This is a genomic window from Colwellia sp. BRX10-4, from assembly GCF_014077465.1.
GTDB lineage: Bacteria > Pseudomonadota > Gammaproteobacteria > Enterobacterales > Alteromonadaceae > Colwellia_A.
In genome coordinates this window covers 19,624-44,194 of the sequence record NZ_JACGVZ010000029.1, presented here as the reverse complement: position 1 = coordinate 44,194, position 24,571 = coordinate 19,624, and the positions used below count along the sequence as shown (strand labels likewise).

Sequence of the window (24,571 nt, the reverse complement as noted above, 5' to 3'; positions counted from 1 at the left end):
CTAACCATGCGTTAATAGGTTTTATTATGTTTTATAAATATCTACGTAGATTTTCTCCGAAGAGCAACTACTATTACATGATGAAATCTCGTAGGTTTAATTAATGGAAATAATATTAAAAACTTTCATCGCAAGGCAAGCGATTTTAGATATAAATCTTAAACCATTGGTTATGAATTACTCTTTAGAGACAGTTTAGATAATGTATTTAACGAGGATTTCCCAGAAAAAGCAACCTCAAAAGTTATACTTCAAAACCATATATTTGGTGATTTAGCCGATGTTTGTCTTGGTAATTTGGCCTTTATTAATTTTGATGAGTCCACCTTATTACAAAATTCGCCTTTGCTCTTTAACCCAAAAGATATAGTGGTTGAAATTATAGAAACAGTAAACGTCTCTGATGAACTTGTTTTTAATGTTGCTCAACTTCATAAAAAGGGTTATGTCATTGCGTTGGATGATTATGATTTCGAAAGTAAATGGGAAGTGTTTTTTCCATATATCTCTATTATTAAAGTTGACATTGAACAGGTTACTTTCACTCAAATAGAAGGGCTGAAAAAACGCCTACTATCAACTAATAGTCATATAAAAATAATTGCTGAACGTATTGAAACGAATCAGCAGTACCAACAATTTAAAGCGCTAGCCATAGACTATTATCAAGGCTACTTTTTCACAAACCCGAAATAAAGTTGGGCACGTCTATATCCCCTCTAAAAGTTAATTTAACTTTTCTTAGAAGCCTACAAACTACACCTAGACTTCAATCAACTGACTGAAATTATTAGCCGTGATGTAACGTTAGTAAGCGGTATACTAAAGTTGGTAAACAGTGCTGCAGAGTGTGGAAATATTGAAATTACCTCGATTAAGCAAGCTATTACCTTTTTGGGAACAGATAAAATAAAGCAGTATGTTGCCATTATATCAATGTCAGCATTATCATCTAAAAGTTCGCCAGAACTTTTTATCGAGTCTTTAGTACGCGCTAAAATGATGGAACTCATCACGAAATAAAAATCATTTAATCACCTTAAAGAAAAAGCTTTTTTAACCGGAATATTGAGTAATTTAGATGCCATATTAAATTTACCCATGGCAGATATTGTAAAAAGTTTTGTTTTTTCATCTGACATCAAATTGGCGTTGTCTGAGCAACAAGGTGAGTTGTCAGAACTATTAACATTGGCTAAGCATTATGAAGTATCAACAGGTAAGCGTATTACTCGTTCTATTGACAGTCATAAAATTTTTGAAGCTAGCCTATTAAATTGTTATTACGACGCATTAAAGTGGGGGGTGAACATCTTTTAAGGCGGTAACCCTTTGACACCTTATATTACTAGCAACTTTAACCTTAAATATTATGAGTCAAGATTACAGTGACTAAACTTACGAATAAAACTAACAGCTAATTTTGGGTATGTCTTGCCAGTTACTTGTGTACTGTGGACTTAAAAAGTGCCGTTTCATTTGCCAGGAGTCTGATTTTCCCTCTGCGCCCAAGGTCAGTGTCCCTTTACCGTAACGACTATTAATACTATCAAGACAATTCATGAGTATTGGGTTTGAATGATCAGATAAAAATAAATCAGCTTGTTGATGTTGTCTGCTTTCCAAGGCGATTGCACCGACACCACAACGATAAAAATGCACACCGGGTATAAATATTTCAGCGAGTATTAAACTGACCGCTGTAGCAATATCACAACTATTATCTGTTGCTAAGGGAAAAGTATAAACCATTGTTTGTTTGTAATAATTTTTATCATGGGGTGAGCTTGAAGCGAACACGAGCAGTTTTTTTATAAGTGAAGACTGACGTCTTACTTTTTTAGCGACTATCGTACTATGGGTGGTTAAGGCTGCTTGTAATGTATGTATATCGACAATACGTTGACCAAAACTACGTGTAGAGAATATTTCCCGTTTAGGTGCTTTTACATCATCCCAGCTTAAACAGCTAATCCCCTTTAATTCGTTAACCGTACGCTCAGTGACAACACTAAATTGCTTGCGCATAATCTTAGGGCATTGCATTGATAACTGATAAGCCGTGCTAATATTTTGCTGTTTTAGTCGATGAGATATTTTATTACCAATACCCCAAACCTCATTTACTGCCATTTTTTCTAATATTTCTTTCGCACTTTGCGCGTTATCAATAATGGCAACACCCTGGTAACCGTCAAGTTTTTTAGCTGCATGATTTGCTGCTTTAGCTAAGGTTGATGTTGTACCAAAGCCAACACCCACCGGTAGCCGGGTTTCTTTCCAAATAGCACGTCTTATTTCATGGCCGTATTGGTGCCAATCTTTAATAACGCCACTATAGTTTTTAAAATGTAAAAATGACTCATCAATTGAGTAAATATATTGGTCATCACAATATCTCGCAATAACATTCATCATTCTTTCACTTAAGTCAGCATATAACTCGTAGTTGGAAGAGCGTACCACTACACCATGCTTATGTAGTAAGTCTTTTATCTGAAAATAGGGAGTGAATTTTGGAATACCCAGCCGTCGAGCAATAGGACAAACAGCACAAATGCAGCCATCGTTATTCGTTAAAACAACAACGGGCTTGTTTCTTATGCTCGGGTCGAAGACTTTTTCTGCGCTGGCATAAAAAGATACAGCATCAACTAATGCATACATGCGGTTAATTCAGGAGCTTGATGATGGAGTCGAATAGAGCGAGTAACAATACCTTCTAATTGAAAGTCGTCTCCGGGCTTGATGCTAACTGGCGCAAAATCTTTAGACGCTGATAACAGCCGAGCTTGCTTTTTATCAATCAACTTACAGACAAAGCAACCATTGTAATTTGCCACAATGACATCACCATTTCTGGCGGTGAGTGAACGATCAACAATAAGTAAATCACCATCAAAAATGCCCACACCCTGCATGGACTCGCCAGATGCTTGGCCAATAAATGTGGCATTAGGATGCCTAATAAGGAGTTTATCTAGTGATAACCCCAGTTCTTTATATTCGGCTGCGGGTGATTCAAACCCTGAAATACCTGCTTCAATGTAAATAGGAATAACTTTCATTACTTAAATCTCAACTGTGTTTTTATACAGTATAGTTTCTAAGTTGATTCTTGAACAGAATAATTTAACATTGCTTACGAGTAATGATTACTTTCATTTTGAAATAGAGCCGTTAAAATCAGCGCTGCATAAATTTATAGGGTTAACTTAGATGCATGAAAATGCCAATTCGTTAGTGGTACTTGATTTTGAAACCACAGGATTATCACCCAATCAAGGTGATAGAGCGATAGAGATAGGTGCGGTTAGAATTGTAGACGGTAAAGTTACCGATAAATTTCAATCATTAATGAATCCTGGTTTTAGGATCAGTGGTTTTATTGAGCAATACACCGGAATATCTAATCAAATGCTTGCTAATGTCGGCTCTTGTGGTGAAGTGATGGCACAATTTACCGATTTTCTGGGTGACGATAATTTACTTGCCCATAATGCGTCTTTTGATCAAAAATTCCTGAACGCTGAGCTTAATAACATTAATCGAAAATATTTTGGGCAATTTATTTGTTCATTACTTGTCTCGCGCAGAATAAATATAGATGCGCCTAATCATAAATTAGGTACGCTGATTCGTTATAAAAATATTCCATCAGATGGGGCTTTTCATCGGGCGTTATTTGATGCTGAGATGACGGCAAAATTGTGGTTGTTGATGCTTGATGATATCGAAGAAAAAATTAACCACGAGTTTGTACCTTTTGCATTAATACAGAAGTTATCAAAGACAGCAAAAAATGACGTAAGTAAGCTGTTAACTAAATGGTAATTTATCTTGTTGGTTTTTAATTTTTTATCTCAGGTATACTCTTCGTTCAACGTTTATTAGAGTTAATATTATCGACTATCCAGATAAAAAAGCCCCAGAAGAAATAGATCCCACACTGCCTTCTGTAGCGGTATCAAATTTACAGCTTAAAATAGCGACCTTTAATTTGTTTAATTATCTTGAGCCGCCCAATGCTTTCTATGAATTTGAACGAATTTATAGTGCTGAGCAGTGGCGTAAAAAGCAACATTGGATTGCTGAATATTTACGTGAATTTCAACCTGACATTATTGGCTTTCAAGAAGTCTTTAGTCCCGAGTCTCTAGAGCAATTAGTTGCAGAGCAGGGCTATTGTTATTTTGCTGTGGTTGATGAACCTCAAGTGATAGATGATTTTATTTACAAACGTCCTGTTGTCGCCATTGCATCTCGTTACCCTATTGTTGAAGTTGCCGCGGTAGAAGCAAACACTGAGCTTGCACTATCATTAGGTTTAACCGATAAATTCTCTTTTAGCCGAAAAGTGTTAAGGGCAACGGTTGATGTGCCTCATATGGGTAACTGTGATTGTTATGTTGTGCACTTTAAATCTAAGCGCTCTATGATTGAAGTCGATGATAAAAATATAAGTCGCACGCCAGAGCAAACCATTATTGAAAGCCTAAAAGCACAAGTGGCAGGTGGTTGGGGCTCAACGATACAACGTGGCAGTGAAGCGACGTTATTAATGATTGAAATCATAGCGCGGCGTGAGGCTACCGGCCAGCCAATGGTATTAATGGGGGACTTCAACAATACCTTAACTGATGGTGTGCTAAGTCATCTACTGACTAACACCCTAAGGTTTGTCTCGGCCATTGAGCGTGATGCCTATCTTGCTAAATATTGCTTGCAAGATGCTTGGGATTTATTTCAAGTTGCAGTGACAAATGAGACTCTTCAAGAAGAAAAAATACAGCGCACTCCGACACATTATTTTGGTGCGAGCAGCTCAGTACTTGATTATATCTTATTATCATGTGATTTTGACGCTAGTTATCACGATAGTCTTTATCAGGTCAGTGCGTATGACACGTATGATCGACATTTAATTAATCCTATCTTTGAGCGAGATGGCGAAAGTACCGATCATGGCATTGCCTTGGTTACACTAACGTTAAGATCATAAATTAGCCAAAGCCCCAAAAAAAGGCCTCAAAAGGAGCCTTTTTATTGGTGATGCTGAGTTTATGCTTTTTTACGTTGCGCTTTAATTGCTAAACCGAAAAGTGCTAGAGCGAATAACCACAGCGTTGCAGGCTCGGGAACTTGAGTGACGGCAAGGCCATCTGCAGAAGCTCTGGGCTCGCCATTGGTACAATCTTTTTTATCAATAACAGTATCTGCACCAAATTCAATAAAGTTACTTGCTGAATAAGCGCCGCCACAATCATTGCCTATGCCTGCTATTATTGAATCAGCACCCGTTTGAATAAAACCTCTAGCAAAAATATAACCTCTAGCCTTAGCGCCGGCGCCGAGTTGTGTAACCTGCTGAGCCGGTTTTGTCGCCAAGAACATTCTAGATAATGGTGCTGTTATCGGTAATATCTTTCAATACCACTGTTGAGTTTGTAGAGAAGGTTAGATAGTTGGCGATATTAAAAATCCAAGAGCCATAGATACCTTTACCATCAAGCGTTAAGGTTTTACCTATCGCGATGGTTAAATAATTTATTGTACTGTAAATACCGGCTTCAAGTGTTTTGTCGTTGGTGCCAAAAGTGGTTGATACAAGTTCTGTTCCTGTACCCATGTCTTTTATATCTTGTTGCACAGACGTGATGAGCGCTTCCTGACTATCAACGATGATTGGCAGTGCAACCATTTTCAAAGAATTCGCAGTAAGCGCGCCAACGATGCCAACATCTGCACCAGTAGTGGTGGTGGTTCCAGCATAAACATCGCCCCCGAGAAGTGAATCTGCACCAACGGTTATTGTACTGCCAGCCAAAACATTGCCGCCAACCTCAACGGTTGCGGCTATGGTCACTGTTGACCAGCACTTAGCTCGCCATCAACTTTTGCACTCGCACCAATAGTTGCTGTGGTACCTGCAATAATAGAGCCGTCGACAACAGCAGAAGCGCCTAGGGTAACGGTTGTTGCACTTTGAATATAACCCTTTACACCGGCAGCTGCGCCAAGTGTTACTGCGGTTCCAGCCTCAACGTTACCACCGACAATTGCATTGGCTGCCAGTGTTATTGCAGTAGCACTTTGAATATTGCCACCAATAGTTGTTCGTGCGCCCATTGATATGTAACCACTGGCATAAAGCGACTGGTTATTTAGTTCTGAGCCTAGCAAAGGTTGAAAGCTCGCTTGTGCGCTAGGCATAGCAAAAAACACCAAAATACAGAGGATTGAATTGATAAGTTTCAAGTTAGACTCCATTTCATATAGCTGAGTGTTCAGCATATAAAAAACTTAATTTTTATAGAACAAAAAAACTTATTTTAAGGATTGTACAACTGTACAATTGTATGATGACAGATAAGATGGTTTTTTGTTTGTTATTCGAACATTTATATCGTAAGTTATTGTAATTAATTTCTTTTTTTTATTACAAAACAGGTGATATGCTCATAAGTTAGCATAATACGTCAAGAGGTTAACATTATGTACAAAAAGGTTAGCGAGATGTGATACGGGTAGATCACAATTATTATCAACACCTTGAGCAAGTAGATCATTGAGTTCTTGCTCAGCAGCAGGGTAAGAGTTTTTATCAATTAAAACCTTGGCGAGTAATAATTTAGCCGGTAAGTTACGTTCACTTTGCTGCAAAGCTTTTTTTAAATGAATATAAGCTATTTCAATATTTCCTTGGTTATAAGCTTGAAGTGCTGCTTCATAATGCTTTTTTTCGCTGTTTGCCGCTATGACTTCTATTACTGCATTTACCATTAACACCGCAGCTATTTGAATAAGTGAGATAATTAATTTCCGTATTTTTTTCATCATGACTTATGGCCTTTATTTTCTTCTTACAACATTTCGAACAACAATGTATTAAAAATAGAAACTTGAATTTTATGACTATGTTAGTCATCAGAAAAACATTAAGAGTTTGCTTTGAAAAATGAACCTGTATTAATTTTCTACGTGCTAATCTAACAATTAGCACGTCAACAGCTAAATTATAACTTTGCTGATTAAAGCTATGTGGTGAAATAAACAATTACGGAAATTATGAACAATATCTTGTCGTTCATCTTTGTAAAAAGCTGGGCCTGATCACTAGGTCAAAATTTTATAAACTATGTTTACCTAATAAACAGCCAATCCTCGAGGCTTGACTTCAAGGACCTCATGGTTACTAGAGCAGAAATGGATTGGTTGAATAGCATTTATGCTATTTATAAACCCCACTTATCCATAATGTTTTTATAGGTGCCATCGGCTTTTATTTGTTGTAATGCAACAGATAAAATAGTCACTGTTTTATCTGTTGTTTTAAGTCCAGTCGCGATGAAAAGACCGCCAGGAAAATCATGTAGTTTAATAAAAGGTTTAATGTCTTCTTTGTTAAACCCAATAATCTTCACTTCTCTGTCTAATGCAATAAAGTTTGTTAAAATAAAGTCTATTCGTTGTTCAAAGAGCATACGCCACATATGTGTATAACTAACGGATAAATGGTGATTTTTTGCTCAAGAAAACCTGCTTTTTTTAAATGTTGCTGCGAGTGATAGCCTCGAATTGTACCAACGACAAACGACTTTGCTTCTTCAATATTACTAATGTAGATATCCGATCGGTTACGAAGACCCACCAAAAAAGCTTTGCTCTTAAATATTTGACCAACCCACTGGAAAAGATCTTTGCGGTCAGAACTCTTCATTAAAGAGAGCATAAAAATATTTTTATTATTTAAGGCTAAATCATAACTACGTGCAAAAGGTATAAACTCGATTTGAGCAGAAAACTGAGTTTTAATCATTAAAGCTTCAATAACTTCAACTAAAGCTCCAGCAGGTTTGTTATCTGCGCCCATAAAATGAAAGGGGGGTAAATCTACTGTAACAAATCTCAGTTGCTGAGCATAACTTGCTAATGAGAATACAAACAATAATAGAGCAATAATTGCTTACTTAACTATATTATTCATACCGGCTTTCCTGTTAATTTTGATTAATGGAAAATTAAAATATTTATATTTTCCAATGACACTCTTTTTATTATTAATGTTATATCAACAATAAAAAGAGTGTCATTGGAAAGTAGCCTTACGATTGTTCAGTAAATAAAGTAGCAGGTATCTGACCAAGCAAGTGTTTTTTTATAATTATGGGGTATTACCCCCCGTTGATCTACCATTGAGCTTTGTATTACTTAGCAGGCGAGCAATGAGTGGACACGCTTACATTTATTATCAGGCAATTATCGGCTATTTAAATAAGTGATTGTCTATTTCCTATAGCCGATATTGTTGAAAAGTTAACTGGCTGTTAGTCGTTTATATAGTTGTACATAATTGACTTCTAAACTTGAGGTTGTACGCCAAGTTTTGTTTAGGAGACTGTAGGCCATGCCAATTTCTGTCACCAAGTGCATATGCGCTAGCGTCGCGATAGTGTTTAATTCAAGTGGTGTTACAAAGGCACGCCAGCTGTGTGTACCTATAGGTAAATAGCGCATAATATATTCAGCGCCAAGAATGCCGACTAGGTAGGATTTAATCGTGCGATTTAGCGTTGCCATTACCACACAGCCACCCACCTTGCATAATTGGCTACACTGTTTTACTAAGTCTTTTTGGTTAGGTACATGCTCGATGACCTCCACATTAATCACCACATCGTAGCGATGTTCATCGCTTATACTGGTATGTTGCGCATGTTCGTGGCGATACTCAATATCAAGTTGAGATTTCACCGCATGGCGTTTTGCTACTTCAATACTTATCTCACTCACGTCTATACCGACCACTGTGGCTCCGGCTTTTGCTAAAGGCTCGCAAACCAGACCTGCGCCACAGCCAACATCTAAAATTTTTAATCCTTGCAGTGGTGCTATATGATTAGGATCTCGACCATAGAATGCGCAAATTTCTGCAATAAAATACGCTACGCGTACTCGATTGAATTCGAGTGCCGTTTTGTATTGACCGTTTGGATCCCACCAACTTTCAGCGAACTTATTAAATTTAGCGATTTCTGCTGGACTAAAATTACCAGCTGGTGTGTATTTAATGTTATTATTTTTCACCGGACTAAGCTTACTTTTGTCTAACATGGTAGGTATATCCATCTTATTTTTGTTAATTAACACAAGGCACCTTTATGGACAATCAATTGAATGTACTAGGTACAGATTTAGAGTTATGTTGTAGTAATACGGGCTATACCCGAAAAGGGTTTTGTTTTGTGCCCGAAGTTGATTTTGGTAACCATAGTGTCTGCGCAATTATGACCGACGATTTTCTCCAGTTCTCAAAATTACAAGGCAATGATCTGATCAGCCCTAATTCTCAATATAATTTTCCCGGCTTAAAAGCGGGTGATAAATGGTGTTTATGCGCTGTTCGTTGGTATCACGCTATTGCAGCCAATGTTGCTCCACCTATTGTACTTGAGGCAACTAACCAAAAAGCACTAACAGTGGTCTCATTAGATGTTTTAAAGGCCCATGAATATCAGCGTTAAGGCGTTACTTTTGTTGATAAAATAACGAACAACACCGATACCACTATTTAGGTCGAGTTAGCGACTTAATAATTACGGTCAGATAGCAGAGATAGCAGTAACATCATTATAATTTTTTTATCTCTTGGCAAGGTGTAGTGTTGCTATCGGTGACGATTTTTTCCAGTACGATCACTCGTTCAATCAGTATAGCTAATTTCTTTTGTGTTGCTATGGCGGTATGACTATTACTTTCTTTTTTTAACGCTAAAAATTGTTAATTGGCTGCTGATTTATAAAGAAAGTAATGGTGAACCAAGATAATAATTAATACTGGTGATGTCAGTATTATCATGACTAAAAATAATTCAAACATAGTTAATTCCCTTTAAATACTTTGAGTGGTTAATGTCATTTTTGTACTTGTGGTCGATTGATTTTTCCACAAGTTTAAAAAGGTTATTTCACGCTTTTTACTACGGCAAACAAGCAGATGAATGTAAAGCAAAGTTAAAATAATTGAGCTTGCTTTGAATATATTGCCCGCTAAGTCTCCCGCTGCACCACCTGACATGCCAAATATTCCGTAAGCTTCATTCATGAAAATATGCATCCACAAAGGAAACCAAATTCGATAACCAGATTCACAAAATAACCATGCAAACCAAGTACCAGCTACCGAAGTTATTGCGAAAGCTGCAAAGGCTGACATTAGGTCATGCCCTTGATATATATGCCCAAAACCAAAGATAACAGAACTAAATAAGGCGGCAGGTATAAATCCTAAGTGGCAATATCGAAATAAAACTCCAAACAATACCGCTCTAAAAAGAATTTCTTCGAATACCCCCGCGTATACCGAGCCAACCATTATCCCTGATAGGGCAAGGTTCAACTCGCTACTTAAATAGGCGTAACCGATTGTCATCGGCAAGCAACAGGCAACCGCCGCTAAAAAGTAATGTTGAAATCCTGCTATTTTTAGACCTAAAATCTCAGTTAAATCAACGTCCTCAAATAGTAAGCTTGCCACTAACACTAAGGGGCTATATATAAAGAGGTAGCTCGCGGGTGTTAATAAAAGGTGGGATTGATTATCTAGTGCCAGTAAAGCTTCACTCCAAGTATCTCCCCAAAAGTATTTCATACTATAGCGACAGAATATAAAGGTAGTGATCATTATTAGTGTTTTAATTTTATTATTCATATTTACCTGCTTAACTAAAGTTTAAATTTCAAATTAAGCATGACTAACACTCAATTGAATATCCATAAATTAGGGGTAAGCTAATAAAAAAGGTATTACTAACAATATATTGGGATGATTAACAAGCTTTTGGGACTAATGACAAGGCTTGTTTTATTGTCTCTATATAAGAACGAGATACGGGGATAGTAACATCAAGGGGTTTCATCATTAATTTCAAACCGCCAGCATTGCCGGTGCTAAGTTCTACTAAGGCTAGGTTTACAGCATAAGATCGATGGCAGCGCATCACTGTTGAGTCAACAGGAAGTTGTTTTAAGATACTGATCAGTGAACTGCGTAATAATTGATAGCTAACGTTGTTATCTTTAATAATGACTAACTCACAGTAATTGTCAGCGGATTTTATAAATAACAGCTGTGATAAAGCTACTTGTAATTTGTCGCCTTTATTATCACCTGTTAAGGTTAATGGCTGAGTTGATATTCGCTCGCTATTAATAACACTTTCATTTTGTTGATTCGTTGCATTGTCAGTTTCGATAACTTGTCTTGGTAAAGCCGTTTTCTGCGCATGTCGATTGACAAGATACATAAAAATGATTGGAAACAGTCCAATAGCAAAAGTATATAAAATAAACAGTAATTGGTTTTGCCAATGCCAGGAGCCAAGAATAGCCACGACAAAGTAGCTGTGATTAAAGGTAGAAACTATACCAATGTATAAACAAGGTATAATGATAAAACGTAATATGTTGTTAATCTTCAGGCGAGTTGAAGCTATTTCTAATGCTCCTGAGAGTAATAGTGCGCAAAAGGTTACCAAGCCATACCCGGAAAGTCGTAAGAATTTGAAGGGAATAGTATGGTTGTTGGTGCCAAAAGGCTGGAATACAAATAAAACGAATAAGGTAACCGTGGAGAAAAGTACCGCACGCTGTAAAACGACTTTTCTGGATGTTAAATCATCCTTCAACCACAGGCTCATTATTTAAAATCTTTTGAATATACAATGGATAAGAAAAGTAACATATATTAACCGTTAGTTGCTGATATTTTTAAAATTAATAGCACTAAAATTATCAATGAAGCCTTTGTAGTTAATTAACTCTTATAACGGGATATTGCCACTCACTGATTATTTTATCAATCTTTCCCGTTACCTTCAGTTGATTAATTGAATAGCGTAACTGTTCAATTATATAGGGTGATGTTTTTATATTACAGGCAAAATAATAGTCTAACGGCTTTGTATTTAGTTGGTAAACATTTTCAAATAAATTAGGGTTTAAATTATTAAATTGAGCGCGATACTTAATGGTATATCCGTCGGCTAAAATTAAATCGATACTCTTACGCTTAGCTAACAGCATTAATAATGAATGAGTATTATTAACGACAAATAAATTAAGACCTTCTGTAAAGCCTTCTTTCACTAAAAGTTGGTGGGTAACATCGTCACGGATCACGGCAATCATATGTTTTTTTGCATCTTCTAATGAAGAGACACTTAGCTTTTGTGCGGTTAAACCAATAAAAGAAATATTACGCTCGGCGATAGTGTTTACCCAAATAAATTGCTCTTCACGTGCTGGGGTTCGGGCAATAGAATAAATACAGGTGTTTTCTTTATTCAGAGCCATACTAAGTGATCTCGCCCATGGATAGGCACTGATATTAAATGTGTACGGTGTATTCGACAGCGCCGAAGATACTATTTCTGTGGCAAATCCCATTACTTTATTGGGTGTATCTATTTGAAAAGGGGGCAGGTGCTCAGTTACGATTTCAATATGAGGCTGAAAAGTAATTTCTTGTGAGCTTGTTGATAGCGTAAAAAAGCAAAGAAACAAGGTTAAGTCTTTGATTTTATTGTAGGTGGTCACTATAGGGTTAATCTTCCTTGATTTATATATAAAAAAGATTAACACTAAAATTGCTGAAAAACCACTCAACAAAGTCGCCGCGAGAACTTACTGAGTGTTTTACATGATGGTCTTTCTCTATACATTACTGCAAGTTTTGGTGTGGCTGATTTTAATGCTCAAATGAATGAATTATAAGATCTGATAAAACTTGCTGATGTGGATTTATATAAAGCTAAAAACAGTGGGCGAAATATCGTTTGTCAGATGCAAGAAACACCTAAAGAAAATGACAACGAAGCAGTAAATATTATCCATACAGTAAACTAGAATCACCATACCCCCGCTATTTTATTATCTTAGTTAGCCTAACAAACATTATTTATATTAAAACCGACCTTTTAAAGATTTCACGTTAATTTTTTGTTAATGTTGTTGTTTGGCGTTATATTACTTTTTTTGTAAAGCGTGATAAAATTTCAACATAACAAATCAATGAACAAAGAAAAGTTACACTTTATTTTTCGTTCATCCCCTTTTTGCTCATTATATATAGTCACTTAAAACAGTTAAACCAGATAGTCGTTTTCGTTGAGGTATTTTAATGACCAAAAATATATTTATAAAGGAATATATGTGAAAAAGTTAATAACGATTGTTTTATTTATTTTATCTGTTCAAGGATGTGGAGGAGGTTCTAGTAGTGACAGCACTAAAGCTAATGGAACGAACACCGATGTGGCCGTTGTTCCTCTTGATTATAAAAGTATTAAATATAAAAATGAAATATCAAACAAATATAACGCTGTTTTTAGAGGGGGGATCACTTTAAAAATTCCTCTTAGTTGGTATCAAGAACAAAGCCTTGATCCAGAGCCTCTTGTACTTAGTACTTTTTATTCCGAAGGTACTTCTCCTAAAGTTATTACTATCGTAAAAACTGACAGTTTTATTCAAAGTAGGCAAGGACTTTCAAACATAAGTGAAGTCTCTTCTAAGCCCATTAACTTTTCGAGCTTTGAGGGAACAGAGGTTATATTTACGGCGAATATTGACGATGTTGCGTTAAAATTTATGCAAAGTTATGTGGAAGTGAACTCCGTTTACTATTCTATTTTCTTTTTTTCGGAAGCCGAAGAGTTTGATCGGTATATAGAAGTTTCTCGATATATTGCCCGGACTTCGCACCTGAGTATATTAACGCATGAGACTACCGAGATAAGTGTAACCAAGGCAGATGATGATTTTCTATTGTTGATTTGTGAACCATCAGCACAGAATTCTAATGAACATCATCTCTATGGCAAAATTATGTCGCAGGAGCTCACTTTTAGTGAACAATTTTTAATTGATGATAAATCTTTAGGTTGTTTAAATGTTAATGCTAAATATAGTCAGGGTTCATATCTTGTTGTATATGGCGCTGATTATAATGATCGACACCTTGTTGCTAAAAGAGTCTCAAAAACGGGAGTGGTTTTAGATGATGTTCGTATTCCCGTATCATTTTATAGTAGATATATAGATTTATATTTAGAACGAGAGTTTTCACTTAGTAATAACCACAAAGAAATAAACATTCTTTTTGATGGTGAAAATTATTTAGTTACTTGGCGCTGGAAAACAGGACAAGGCAGTGAAAATATCATGGGGCGTTATATTGATACTAGGGGTGTCACTTCAGAGATATTTTCTATTCATGAATATGTAGATGGTCTTATTGATAATACGATTAAAGCGGCTATTAGTAACAATCAAATTTTAGTTACTTGGTCAACGAAAGAGTCAAATAATGATGATTTTCCTATAGTTACCTATGGGAAATTTATTAATGACATTGATATTGACGTTGTCAGGAAAATTGAACCTTCAATCATAGATGAAAATAATGTAACTACTGCACGATTCCAAGATTTAACACCCATAGATAATGGCTTTGTTTTCTCATGGGTAGAAGGGGGATATTGTAGTACATGTGAAGGTTTGAGTGACGAGGCAATTAAAGCCAGAATAATTAACCGTGATGGTTTGCTAACAGATGTAAAGGTATCTTCTAACGTCATAACTGTCGCAGAGCAAACTACTTCTGGAGGTGCTAGCATTGGTGAAGCAGGAGATAGAAGTTATTTTAATATTCAAAACTTAGATAATAAGTTACTTTTCTCTTGGATCACTGGGGGAGCATTTGAAGAAACTATTTATTACATGGTTAGTGATCAAAGCCTAACTGAAATGTCAGATATTACGATCAGAAATAAAAAAATAGGTTACATGCCTAGCTTAGCTGAAATAAAAGTCACTTATTCTGAAGATAGGTTGTTTATCTTTCAGACTGCCTATAAAGGTACGGCTGTTTGGGCTGAAAATAAACCAAGTCAGTAGATTAAATAAAATAGACAGTTGAATCGTTTCGGTTGCAATATCAGTCATTTATTGCCAAATAATTCACTGAAAATAGCCTTAAAACCTGCGGTTATAGTGCCCAATCGATACGATGTAGCTAGGTTACTTTAAGTCGTTGTTGGGGATTGTTGAATTTAAAATTGCCCGTTACGGGCAGTTTTATTGAGTTAGTAAAGGTTAAAAACTGATAGTTAATGACTGAGCTATCAGGTAAATATCTATAATTAATGACTTAAAAGAGTTGGTTTGGTTGCCGACATCTAAGCCATTAGGTTAATACTATTTTGGTTTTATTTTTACTTAACGCCGTAACACCAGAACCAATAACTAAGATCACTGCACCAATAATACTGGTAGTATTGAGTGGTTCGTTTGTAATTGCTCCTGGATAAATATAATTAATGATCTGCATAAAAATTAAGGTCAATAATGGCGTTATCGCTAATGTTGCGCTAACACGAGACGCTTCCCAATGTTCAAGAGCTTCTGCAAAAGCGCCATAAGCCAAAAGCGTATTTGCCCCACAAAAAATCAACAGTAACCAGCCTATGGTATCTAGTTCAAACACTAAAGATGGTGCCGATAACGGTAAAAATACCAAGGTTCCCGCTAAATAAATCAGTATCATAATTTCTTCGGAGGCAAAATTTTTCAACAGTTGCTTTTGTGCTAAGGCATAAATAGCCCAAAGAATTGCCGCAAGAATAATAAAGAAAAGGCCAAGAGCATAGTTACCCTGAAAACTAAATAATTGTTCAAATCGCTGATTAAAAAATAATACCAGTCCTAAGATAAAGGTTAACAAGCCCACTTTTTGTTTGGTATTAAACGACTCTTTAAAAACACAAACACCACCAATAAGTAATAACATCGGTGCTATTTGAATCATGACCTGTGTGCTTTCTGGTGATGTTAAGGCCAAGCCCATCATATAGAGAATGTAGTTTGCTAATAAACCAAATACGGTAAGTATCATTAACACCATGACTTTATTGTTCTTAAGTGATGATAATGAAGGTAAGCGTTTGGTGATGACTAGGTATCCGCCCAAAAATACGGCCGCAATAAGAAAACGAAACCAAGTAATGGTATTTACGTCCATATATTGCAATAGCTCTTTGAGCGCAATCGGTAAAATGCCCCATAATATTGCCGTAGTAAGGGATAAAAACAACCCCAGTTGCCATCGACCACTAATTTCATGCATAGGAAAAGCTCAGCTTAAAATGCCACATTGAGCATTTCTTTAAAAGTGAGATATTATCCATAAACTGCTTGAAAAATACTATCGTTATTAACGCCAGTATTGTGTTTTATCAGAGATAAAAGCGAAAGTTATCTTATAAGCAGCAATTAAAGCCATCAGCTTTAACAAAGAGGGCCTTTGAATGGAATTACCCATAAATATCATAGATGAATTGAAAATGGTTAAACTGAGCTTAAAAGAATACGGGTCTCACTGTTAAGTACACCTTCTATTGTTCTAACATCTCGCAGTACGTGATCAAACTCCAGTAAATTTGATGTTTTAACCTCAGCCACTAAATCTCAAGTACCGCTAGTTGTGTGAATCTTATTTAGTTGGGCAATACCACGCAGTTCATTAATCACTTGTGTGGTCGATCTACTAACAACTTCCATCATCATGATCGCATTAACACCACAGTAAATAAACTTGCTAGAAGAAACCGTGAAATTGGTTCCTCTGAATGTCTTAGCCATTGAAATGGCTGGCGGCTCAGTACCTTGTATGTTGGCAGGAGTTTACTTGTCAAAAAGGTAATTTATTGATTAGCGCTTGAGTCAAAAAAATTAAGCATATAATTTAAAAAAGTATCAGTACTATACTGAAAATTAAAGAGTAAACAAGGCAAGTAAATGGTTAATGAGATTGTAAGCGCTATCAACAATATCCTTTGGGGCCAAGGCAAAATATTAATTTACTTGTTACTTTTTGCCGGATTTTGGTTTTCGTTCAAACTTCGCTGGATACAGATATTGCAATTCAAATATATGTTTACGGTGATGAAAGGAAGTACGCAATCTAACAAGTCAGGTATCAGTTCTTTTCAAGCTTTATGTACGGGGCTTTCGGCGAGAGTTGGTACGGGTAATTTAGCGGGTGTTGCCATGGCTATTTCGCTGGGTGGCAGTGGCGCGGTATTTTGGATGTGGGTCATTGCATTATTGGGTATGGCGACGGGCTTTGCTGAAAGTGTTCTTGGCCAGTTATATAAAGTGCGAGATGAACATAAAGAATTCAGGGGCGGCCCAGCTTATTATATTCGGGCAGGACTCAACAAACCTTGGCTGGCTATTCTTTTTTCGCTTTGTCTCTTTTTAGGCTACGGTCTCACTTTTAGTGCAATGCAAGCCAACACCATCGCAGATGCATTAAATAATACTTTTACCATCCCTCGTGAATATTCAGGCGTAGTTATTGCGGTACTCGCCGGCAGTATCGTTGTAGGTGGCATGCGCAGTATTGCCCAATTTGCCGAACTGATTGTCCCTTTTATGGGGTTAGCCTTTGTCGGGACAGCGGTCGTTATTACCTTGATGAACATTCAACTTTTACCCTCAATGTTTGTCGATATATTTTATTCAGCTTTTGGTTTAAATGAAGCGGGTGCTGGCGCTTTAGGTGCAGCCATTAAGAATGGCATTCAACGAGGCTTATATTCAAATGAGGCCGGAGCAGGTAGTGTGCCTCATGCAGCCGCAGGCGCTTCACCTGTTCCTAATCATCCAGTTGCTCAGGGGTATGTACAAATGCTAGGGGTTTTCTTAGACACCATGGTGCTTTGTAGTTGCACCGCTGTAGTTATTTTGTTGTCAGATATTAATATCAGTGGAGAAATGGAAGGTATTCGAATGACACAAGATGCGATGACCAGCCATTTTGGTAGTGGTGGAAACTATTTTGTTGCTGCCGCGATTACCTTATTCGCTTTCACCTCTGTGGTTGCTAATTATGCTTATGCAGAGAGTAATTTACATTTATTTAAACTAGATAATAAAGTAGGGCGACTCTTTTATACTAGCATTTATCTATTTATGGTGTTTTGGGGAGCAACGGCTTCGTTGAAAGAAGTGTGGGGATTAGCAGATATGGCACTAGGGTTAATGACGCTGGTGAATATCTACGCCATTATTTTACTGACCCCAACCGTATTGAATTTAACTAAAGACTTTCGCGAGAAACTCAAAGAAAATGGTAAGCCTACTTTTTTACTTGATGATGTCGAAATACAAGGTAAAACAGAGCCCGGTGTCTGGACAGCGAATAAAGCCAAAGAGACGTTATAAGTGCTTTGATATATAAAAAGCCGCTAAAAGATTTTAGACGTTTTTTCATGGTGCTATAGGTTATAGGTTATAGGTTATAGGCAATAGGGATTCGTTAACGGCTTATTATGAACACCATGAATTTAAACGACGACAAAATCTAACATGCTGCGAAAAACTATTAGCATAGTTATTTTTTAGCTTAGTTACTTTGTGAAATAATATGTAATAAGCGATGGACTTAAAACGTCTATCGTTAAGTGTGCTTTAAATCCCCATAAACAGTAATTCTCGTCATATGTAGACTTTTTCAATAATGTTATAAGTTTTATTCAACTACTCGATAGGTTTGAGTGAAACAGGTGGAAGTTTTAAATGTTTGTATTCGATAATTCCTCTTGAATTTTTATAATGGGTGTCCGAATTATTCTTAATGTACCAAGGCTTTTAGATTTTTGTCTTTTCTATTTTTTTAGCAAACTTTTTCTCTAGTCTATATTTCCATTCATTTTTTTTTATTTTTAATTTCTTCGGCTGATGTGTAAGAATAAAAATGTTCATTTGTATAATCAGATATTACCTGCCTTTCCAAAACTATATTTGTGTTGTAAATGAAGAGTACCTCATCATTTTCATAGTCTAAGAACATTTTTTTTATTCCGTTACTAACTATACCACCTAAACATTTCATCGTTTGTCCATTTCTTAAGGTGACGTCATATCTAGCTATATATCCATTTTTAATACCCTTTGCTTCGTATTTGTGCAGTGTAAATGCTATATATATTTGAGACATCATGATGAAAAGCAAAATAGCTGTTGAAACCTTCATTATAAGGAAATGTGAAAGGGGGACTTTCTGTTTTTCTTTACTGGGGTTTTCAAGGTTTCTTATTTTTCTTATCGCTTCCTTACACTTACTTAAATAAATTAAACCCCAAACCCCAACAACGCTCCCAAGCATGTATGAAAGGGTTTTAAAGATAATGTTTTGGGTATTAGCTATTTGAAAAATGTCAGTAAAAGCGAAGTGTTCATAATATTTAACACCTAAATCACTTAATAGGTGTTTTGTATCTATGTATATAAACGAAGTAATCAATAAGATTGTTAATGAAACAAATATTAAATAGTGGTTTTTTATTAATGTTAATTGTTGCTTAGCTATATTTACTAACTTTGTAGTGGCATAGTTAATTTGGCCACCTACTTAGAGATGTTATTATGCATCTCATCAAACGTTAGGTGATACAAATGACAAAGAAAAAACGTCCAAATTTCAGTCCTGAATTTCGATTAGAAACAGCACAATTAGTTGTTGATAATGGTTATACCCACGAAGATGCAGCGAAGGCCATGGGGGCTGGCTATTCCACCGTTAGCAAATGGGTTAAACAGTTGAAAGAATAGCGAAAAGGTAAACAACCTAAAGCAATTCCTATGACCGCTGATCAATTAAAAACACTTGAACTTGAAAAAAAGATTGAACGCATTGAATTAGAAAAGGATATCTTAAAAAAGGCTACTGCTCTGTTGATGTCAGACTCCCTGAACAATTCTTATTTATTGAGAAACTCAATCAGAGCAACAAAATAAAATATCCAATCACTACGTTATGCGATGTATTTAAAGTACATCGCAGCAGTTATAAATATTGGGTGAACAGGGATAATAATTTAAGCTCGTCAGAGATTAAATTAAGAGCTGATGTTAAACGCTTTCATGCACTTAGTGGTGGCTCTGCGCGTGCTAGAAGTCTATCTGATATGATGACGAATGAAGGTTATCCATTAAGTCGTTATCGGGCAAGAAGCTTAATGAATGAGCTAGATTTAGTGAGTTGTCAGATACCTAAGCATAAATATAAGAAGGTGAATCAAGATCATGTGGCCATCCCAAATATACTCAAACGTCAATTCGCCGTTGTTGAGCCTAATACTTATTGGTGTGGAGATGTGACGTACATTTGGACGGATAATCGTTGGTCTTATCTTGCTGTTGTCCTTGATTTTTTTTCTAGAAAAGTTATTGGCTGGGCGATCTCAAACTCACCTGATAGTGAGTTAAAGATGCAAGCATTAATGATGGCATATGAGAGCAGAGGAAAGCCTAAAGATGTCATATTCCATTCAGACCAAGGAACGCATTACACCAGCAGAAAGTTTAGGCAACGACTGTGGCGTTATCAAATCACGCAAAGCATGAGCCGCCGTGGAAATTGTTGGGATAATGCACCAATGGAACAATATTTTAGAAGTTTGAAAACGGAATGGATACCTTTGATAGGGTATAAGAATTTTAATGAAGCCAAACAAGTAATCATTAATTACATCATGGATTATTACAATAAGACCAGGCCACATACGTACAACGGTGGAATAAGCCCAAATGAATCAGAGCGAAGATACAAATTAAGCTACAAAACTGTGGCCAATTTTACTTAATCACTTCAAAGGTAGTTCAACGTCTAATGAACACTAAAAACATCTCGAAAATCTATTGATGCTAACGTACTTCGTATCAAAGCAGTCAGTGGTAAGTCATATTGAAACGCTAACTTTTACCACTTAGTTCTCAGCTTTTGTGAGCCAAACACATCCCTCCTGATGGACAGTTTAGAAAAAAGACATTACGAGTTCTGTTTGAATTTTAATCGTTACCCAGCTTTGTTATGCTCTGACTAAGGTCAGCTTAAAGTGCTTTCCATTGAATAGAACATTGTGTTTTTTCAATTAAAACTTATTTAATTATTGACATAAATAAAGTTAATTGAGAATATTAATTTTCAATGGAGTGTGCTATTTACTTGAAATGTAAATAAAAAATCAAAGTGGAATTCCCCCCCCCTTTATTTTTATATATCTCCATATTGTTACACTAATTGATTAGAAGGACTCTAATTTTGTCTCAATTTTTTTCAAATGATTCTTTAAAAATAATATTAACTATATCTTTACTAACTTTAATTCTGCCTGCCTGTGGCGGAGGAGGTGGTTCATCGTCAACCCCATCTACACCTCAGCCAGTGCAGAATCAGTCTCCTTCAGTAAGTGCTGGCGTTAACCAAGCAGTAAATGAAAACACTGAGGTATCTTTGTTAGGCTCAGCTTCAGACTCGGACGGCACTGTTGTTAGTTATAGTTGGGCTCAAAGCAGTGGGACTGACGTAATGTTGAGCACTACTGACTCAGCGAGCACTTCGTTTATAGCGCCGGAAGTTACCAGTAACCAAGTATTTACGTTTACACTAACGGTAACCGACAATGAAGGTGCAACGAAGGCCGCTACCACTACGGTTAATGTTAATAATGTCAATATATTGCCATCAGTAGACGCAGGCGCGGATCAAAGTGCTTTTTTAAACGATGAGATAATGCTCAACGGCATTGGAAGCGATACAGACGGAAGTATCACACAATACCGTTGGATTCAAACGGGTGGTACGAGTGTTACCCTAGCGAATAGTGATACCGCTTCAACTTCTTTTACTCCAAGCAACCTCACCACAGACGAAACGTTAGTTTTTCAATTAACCGTTATTGACAACGATGGCGGAGAAGCATCAGATCCCGTAAGTGTTACTGTTTTTACGGATGCATCACCTGAGTTATCTGCAGATAAAACCCTCTTAGAAGTAGCACAAGTTGGTGGCGGGCGAATAACATTTACTGCCATAGATGATTTGACGCCAGAAAGTGTTTTATACACTAGCTTAGCAATTGAATGCACGCGGGAGCCAAGTGAAACCTTTAGCATTACCATAAACTACAATGAGATATTGTTTACTACGGATGACTCAAAGCCTAATTATGAAGAAGATTGCGTAGCCTCAGTGACCGATACGATTGGGCAAACAGCTAGTGTAACTTTTACCCTGAAAAAACTTGAAGATACGCCCGCCGAGATACTATCATTTGATGGTCCTCTAATATTATTGTCAGGCCAGACAGCTGAAGTAACAGTTATTGGCGATGGCAGTAAAATAGAATTACCACTAGAAGTGACGGACACTAATAACGACCCTGTTGAGGGTATGCTAACCGCTTCTTATGAAAACAATAAAATTACAATCATAACTGCAAACGATGCGATAATCCCTAATGAAGGGCTTGTAATTTACATTGTAGCGAATACAAGGTCTGAGCTAGGGTCAAGAGGAAGAGGTAATGTCCATGGCGTTCGCTTAGTCAAAAGTACAACACCTTATGACAATTTAAATGTGGCTTTTGAAAGAGCTAAAAACGAATTTAAACATTCGCAAGACTATTACCATCTTAAAATGTTTACGCTTGATTATGCACAAAACAATCAACTAATCACTGTGGATGAATACGACGATGAGGTTGCGATAACTTATGCCCCTTCAACACCATATGAGTTCAATCAAGTAGAAAGAGCGTTTAATAATTTAATAAACTACTTACCCAGCGAAGTCACTGACTTAGCCGTCAAACTAAATAATGTTGATCCTAACTTCTATGAGTTTGATTATTTTTATTGGCAAACTGCCGCATTTATTGAACTTTATGGCAAAAGTAATTTTCCAGCGCAACCTGAATACAATAGTAAGAAGTTACTCAGCGACAACAGCTATTCAAACCTTGTAGGTGATACGGCTATCGGAGCTTACGTAGATGATGTTTGGGCGTTTAATACTGGCTATGAATATTTGCAAGCCGTAGTTGATATGAAGTATTGGCTAAATGGAAATGCTGAGTTACAAGCCAGTAGTTCTGTAACGCCAGAGAAAGCGATGCAACTGCGTGACCGCGCTAAAGAAGATAAATTAAAGAGTGGTTTAGCAAATGACGTAAAGCAAGAACGATTAGTTTATCCACTTGGCTTTCGTTCAGAGAAAAAAATTACGCCACCAATTAAGGTAAATAAAAGTTCAGTGATGGCGCAAAGCAGCGAAGATCCAATCTTTAATGATCCCTACTTTAAAGACCAATTATGGATGAAAAATCAACCTACCTATAAAGGCGCGCAAAGCCTGTTAAAGTTAAAGGATACCTTCACTGAAACTCGTACCTCTCGTATTGCCGTTATCGATGGTAACTTTATTCCCACAGATGAAATTAACTTTGTTGAAGGTTTTGATGCCGTTGAAATGGATAATGAGCCATTTGTGACTTTTGATGAAGCTCAAGCGGGTGATTATGCCTTTCATGGAATGGCAGTATCATCAGTTATTGGCGCAATTAGCAATAATAATTACGGCATTGCTGGTGCGTTATCAAACGTAGAAATAGTACCTGTTCGCGTTTTTGAAAATGGGCGATTTGGTAGTGGTCATGATGCCGCTAATGGGATACGTTGGGCTGCTGGCTATAGCTTTGAAGGTGTGCAAGACATTAGTTCACCGGTTGATGTTATCAACCTTTCTTTAGGGGGCGTCGGCGAGTGTAATAGCGATTATCAATCAGCCATTAACTATGCGTTGGCAAAAGGCGTTATTGTCGTTGCCTCGTCAGGCAACGATAGCGATAAAGTTGCCAATGCGCCTGCAAATTGCCATGGTATTGTTGCTGTTGGTGCCAATGATATTAATGGTAACCGAGCTGATTTTAGTAATTACGACATCAATGGCGTTATTGATGCAAGTGCTGTCGGTGTTGAAGTCCCCGTTTTAGATATTGTTATTGGTGATACTGCATTCGAGGAAAACTTTAGTTTGTGGAACGGAACGAGCTTCTCAGGGCCAATCGTAGCTTCAGTATTGGCTTTGATTAAACAAAACTTAGAAGGGGTTCCTACAGCCCTTGCTCAACAACACATTAAAAATAGCTCTGGTGGTTTTAACCGAGAATGTGCTGACTGCGGGCCAGGAGTTGCCAATAGCGACGCCGCGGTGAATTCAGCTATTGCTCAACCGGTAAACGTAACAGCTGAAATTGTCAATAAGTACCACGACTATACTGATGGGTATAAGCAAGGTTACTTGAAAGCGCAAATAGATAATGGAGCTGATGCTTGTAGTTGGTGGGGCGTTACGCTCGATAACGATATTGTGTTTGACGATGAATACGCATTAAAGCTTTCAAGTGGTACCCAGGGCTATTCTTTATCTGGTGTAGATAATCGATTCAATGATGGGGCCCTTGGTGATGTGACGCTGGAGTTATGTAGTGATAGTTCTTGTCTTGCTACGCTAGAAACCATGAACAATCTAACTAAACCTGGAATTTGTCAGTAAATAACCATTAAATGAAAGCAAACTAATAGACGTTTATGTTAATGAAAAACGTCTATTAGTTCATAACTTCATACACAACGAGGATTAACCAGGACACCCATAGTTAATT

At 36.8% G+C, this 24,571-nt stretch carries 24 protein-coding genes and 2 pseudogenes; 10 read left to right on the top strand and 16 right to left on the bottom strand.

The genetic code is table 11. The annotated features are described in order from the left end of the window. Nucleotides 1-297: 297 nt before the first annotated feature. The 3 genes and pseudogenes from H4J67_RS17485 (at nucleotide 298) to H4J67_RS17475 (ending at nucleotide 1,320) form a co-directional block, all read left to right on the top strand. Entirely contained in the window at nucleotides 298-696 is a 399-nt protein-coding gene (locus tag H4J67_RS17485; protein ID WP_310740640.1) for an EAL domain-containing protein, read from the top strand. A 78-nt stretch (nucleotides 697-774) separates the two neighbouring features. Next, a pseudogene (locus tag H4J67_RS17480) lies at nucleotides 775-1,023 on the top strand (HDOD domain-containing protein); the annotation flags it as partial. A gap of 45 nt (nucleotides 1,024-1,068) precedes the next feature. Then, nucleotides 1,069-1,320: a hypothetical protein gene (locus H4J67_RS17475; RefSeq protein WP_182169575.1), complete on the top strand. Its 252-nt coding sequence runs from the start codon at nucleotides 1,069-1,071 to the stop codon at nucleotides 1,318-1,320. 90 nt (nucleotides 1,321-1,410) lie between these two features. Here H4J67_RS17475 and H4J67_RS17470 read toward each other — a convergent pair whose 3' ends face one another. Further along, the gene (locus tag H4J67_RS17470; protein ID WP_182204494.1) at nucleotides 1,411-2,667 is read right to left on the bottom strand and encodes a Y-family DNA polymerase; all 1,257 of its coding nucleotides are present in this window, start codon (nucleotides 2,665-2,667) and stop codon (nucleotides 1,411-1,413) included. Continuing rightward, entirely contained in the window at nucleotides 2,655-3,068 is a 414-nt protein-coding gene (locus tag H4J67_RS17465) for a LexA family transcriptional regulator (RefSeq protein WP_070374384.1), read from the bottom strand. Before H4J67_RS17465 ends, H4J67_RS17470 begins: the two co-directional genes overlap by 13 nt. Before the next feature lie 151 nt (nucleotides 3,069-3,219). Between H4J67_RS17465 and H4J67_RS17460 the strand changes: the two genes are divergently transcribed. Both H4J67_RS17460 and H4J67_RS17455 read left to right on the top strand, forming a co-directional pair. After that, nucleotides 3,220-3,834 (top strand): PolC-type DNA polymerase III, encoded by a 615-nt coding sequence (locus tag H4J67_RS17460; RefSeq protein ID WP_182169579.1) that lies wholly within the window; start codon nucleotides 3,220-3,222, stop codon nucleotides 3,832-3,834. Between the two features lie 166 nt (nucleotides 3,835-4,000). Further along, the gene (locus H4J67_RS17455; RefSeq protein WP_220463164.1) at nucleotides 4,001-5,002 is read left to right on the top strand and encodes an endonuclease/exonuclease/phosphatase family protein; all 1,002 of its coding nucleotides are present in this window, start codon (nucleotides 4,001-4,003) and stop codon (nucleotides 5,000-5,002) included. A 59-nt stretch (nucleotides 5,003-5,061) separates the two neighbouring features. Here the strand turns inward: H4J67_RS17455 and H4J67_RS20855 are convergent, their stop codons facing one another. The 7 genes from H4J67_RS20855 to ubiG form a co-directional block, all read right to left on the bottom strand. Beyond that, nucleotides 5,062-5,388: a PEP-CTERM sorting domain-containing protein gene (locus tag H4J67_RS20855; protein WP_182169581.1), complete on the bottom strand. Its 327-nt coding sequence runs from the start codon at nucleotides 5,386-5,388 to the stop codon at nucleotides 5,062-5,064. A 7-nt stretch (nucleotides 5,389-5,395) separates the two neighbouring features. Then, nucleotides 5,396-5,866 (bottom strand): ice-binding family protein, encoded by a 471-nt coding sequence (locus H4J67_RS20850; protein ID WP_182169583.1) that lies wholly within the window; start codon nucleotides 5,864-5,866, stop codon nucleotides 5,396-5,398. Next, nucleotides 5,863-6,258: a polymer-forming cytoskeletal protein gene (locus tag H4J67_RS20845; RefSeq protein WP_182169585.1), complete on the bottom strand. Its 396-nt coding sequence runs from the start codon at nucleotides 6,256-6,258 to the stop codon at nucleotides 5,863-5,865. Before H4J67_RS20845 ends, H4J67_RS20850 begins: the two co-directional genes overlap by 4 nt. A gap of 201 nt (nucleotides 6,259-6,459) precedes the next feature. Beyond that, nucleotides 6,460-6,840: a tetratricopeptide repeat protein gene (locus H4J67_RS17445; RefSeq protein ID WP_182169587.1), complete on the bottom strand. Its 381-nt coding sequence runs from the start codon at nucleotides 6,838-6,840 to the stop codon at nucleotides 6,460-6,462. Nucleotides 6,841-7,235: 395 nt separating this feature from the next. Next, nucleotides 7,236-7,484, bottom strand: coding sequence for a hypothetical protein (locus H4J67_RS17440; RefSeq protein ID WP_182169590.1), 249 nt, complete (start codon nucleotides 7,482-7,484; stop codon nucleotides 7,236-7,238). Continuing rightward, nucleotides 7,463-7,948 (bottom strand): ABC transporter substrate-binding protein, encoded by a 486-nt coding sequence (locus tag H4J67_RS17435; protein ID WP_182204493.1) that lies wholly within the window; start codon nucleotides 7,946-7,948, stop codon nucleotides 7,463-7,465. The genes H4J67_RS17440 and H4J67_RS17435 overlap by 22 nt, the downstream gene beginning before the upstream one ends. Nucleotides 7,949-8,316: 368 nt before the next feature. Beyond that, nucleotides 8,317-9,150 carry a bifunctional 2-polyprenyl-6-hydroxyphenol methylase/3-demethylubiquinol 3-O-methyltransferase UbiG gene (gene ubiG / locus H4J67_RS17430; protein WP_310650611.1) on the bottom strand — a complete coding sequence of 278 codons (834 nt, stop codon included), beginning with the start codon at nucleotides 9,148-9,150 and terminating at the stop codon, nucleotides 8,317-8,319. 11 nt (nucleotides 9,151-9,161) lie between these two features. Here ubiG and H4J67_RS17425 point away from each other — a divergent pair, with 11 nt between their 5' ends. Then, nucleotides 9,162-9,524, top strand: a complete 363-nt coding sequence (locus tag H4J67_RS17425; protein ID WP_182169595.1) for a DUF2237 family protein — start codon at nucleotides 9,162-9,164, stop codon at nucleotides 9,522-9,524. A gap of 367 nt (nucleotides 9,525-9,891) precedes the next feature. Here the strand turns inward: H4J67_RS17425 and H4J67_RS17420 are convergent, their stop codons facing one another. From H4J67_RS17420 to H4J67_RS17410, 3 genes are all read right to left on the bottom strand, one after another. Then, on the bottom strand, nucleotides 9,892-10,710 hold the full coding sequence (locus tag H4J67_RS17420) for a CPBP family intramembrane glutamic endopeptidase (RefSeq protein WP_182169598.1): 819 nt from the start codon (nucleotides 10,708-10,710) through the stop codon (nucleotides 9,892-9,894). A gap of 118 nt (nucleotides 10,711-10,828) precedes the next feature. Next, a complete protein-coding gene (locus H4J67_RS17415; RefSeq protein WP_182204492.1) occupies nucleotides 10,829-11,698 on the bottom strand; it encodes a LytTR family DNA-binding domain-containing protein in 870 nt (289 codons plus the stop codon). A gap of 112 nt (nucleotides 11,699-11,810) precedes the next feature. Next, nucleotides 11,811-12,596: an ABC transporter substrate-binding protein gene (locus H4J67_RS17410; protein ID WP_182169604.1), complete on the bottom strand. Its 786-nt coding sequence runs from the start codon at nucleotides 12,594-12,596 to the stop codon at nucleotides 11,811-11,813. 615 nt (nucleotides 12,597-13,211) lie between these two features. Between H4J67_RS17410 and H4J67_RS17405 the strand changes: the two genes are divergently transcribed. Then, on the top strand, nucleotides 13,212-14,957 hold the full coding sequence (locus H4J67_RS17405; protein WP_182169607.1) for a hypothetical protein: 1,746 nt from the start codon (nucleotides 13,212-13,214) through the stop codon (nucleotides 14,955-14,957). A 289-nt stretch (nucleotides 14,958-15,246) separates the two neighbouring features. Here the strand turns inward: H4J67_RS17405 and H4J67_RS17400 are convergent, their stop codons facing one another. The 3 genes from H4J67_RS17400 to H4J67_RS17395 form a co-directional block, all read right to left on the bottom strand. Continuing rightward, nucleotides 15,247-16,185, bottom strand: a complete 939-nt coding sequence (locus H4J67_RS17400) for a DMT family transporter (RefSeq protein WP_182169610.1) — start codon at nucleotides 16,183-16,185, stop codon at nucleotides 15,247-15,249. Nucleotides 16,186-16,406: 221 nt separating this feature from the next. Further along, nucleotides 16,407-16,520: a hypothetical protein gene (locus H4J67_RS21315; protein WP_331710947.1), complete on the bottom strand. Its 114-nt coding sequence runs from the start codon at nucleotides 16,518-16,520 to the stop codon at nucleotides 16,407-16,409. Between the two features lie 6 nt (nucleotides 16,521-16,526). Next, nucleotides 16,527-16,700, bottom strand: coding sequence for a hypothetical protein (locus tag H4J67_RS17395; protein ID WP_182204491.1), 174 nt, complete (start codon nucleotides 16,698-16,700; stop codon nucleotides 16,527-16,529). Between the two features lie 156 nt (nucleotides 16,701-16,856). On the opposite strand from H4J67_RS17395, the gene H4J67_RS17390 reads away from it, so the two are divergent. Next, nucleotides 16,857-18,287: a sodium:alanine symporter family protein gene (locus H4J67_RS17390; protein WP_182169613.1), complete on the top strand. Its 1,431-nt coding sequence runs from the start codon at nucleotides 16,857-16,859 to the stop codon at nucleotides 18,285-18,287. Nucleotides 18,288-18,771: 484 nt separating this feature from the next. Here H4J67_RS17390 and H4J67_RS17385 read toward each other — a convergent pair whose 3' ends face one another. Beyond that, nucleotides 18,772-19,368, bottom strand: coding sequence for a hypothetical protein (locus H4J67_RS17385; RefSeq protein ID WP_182169615.1), 597 nt, complete (start codon nucleotides 19,366-19,368; stop codon nucleotides 18,772-18,774). Nucleotides 19,369-19,520: 152 nt separating this feature from the next. Between H4J67_RS17385 and H4J67_RS17380 the strand changes: the two are divergent. Further along, nucleotides 19,521-20,710, top strand: a pseudogene (locus H4J67_RS17380) (IS3 family transposase). Nucleotides 20,711-21,168: 458 nt separating this feature from the next. Further along, nucleotides 21,169-24,462 carry a PKD domain-containing protein gene (locus H4J67_RS17375; protein ID WP_182204490.1) on the top strand — a complete coding sequence of 1,098 codons (3,294 nt, stop codon included), beginning with the start codon at nucleotides 21,169-21,171 and terminating at the stop codon, nucleotides 24,460-24,462. The last annotated feature ends 109 nt before the right edge of the window (nucleotides 24,463-24,571 follow it).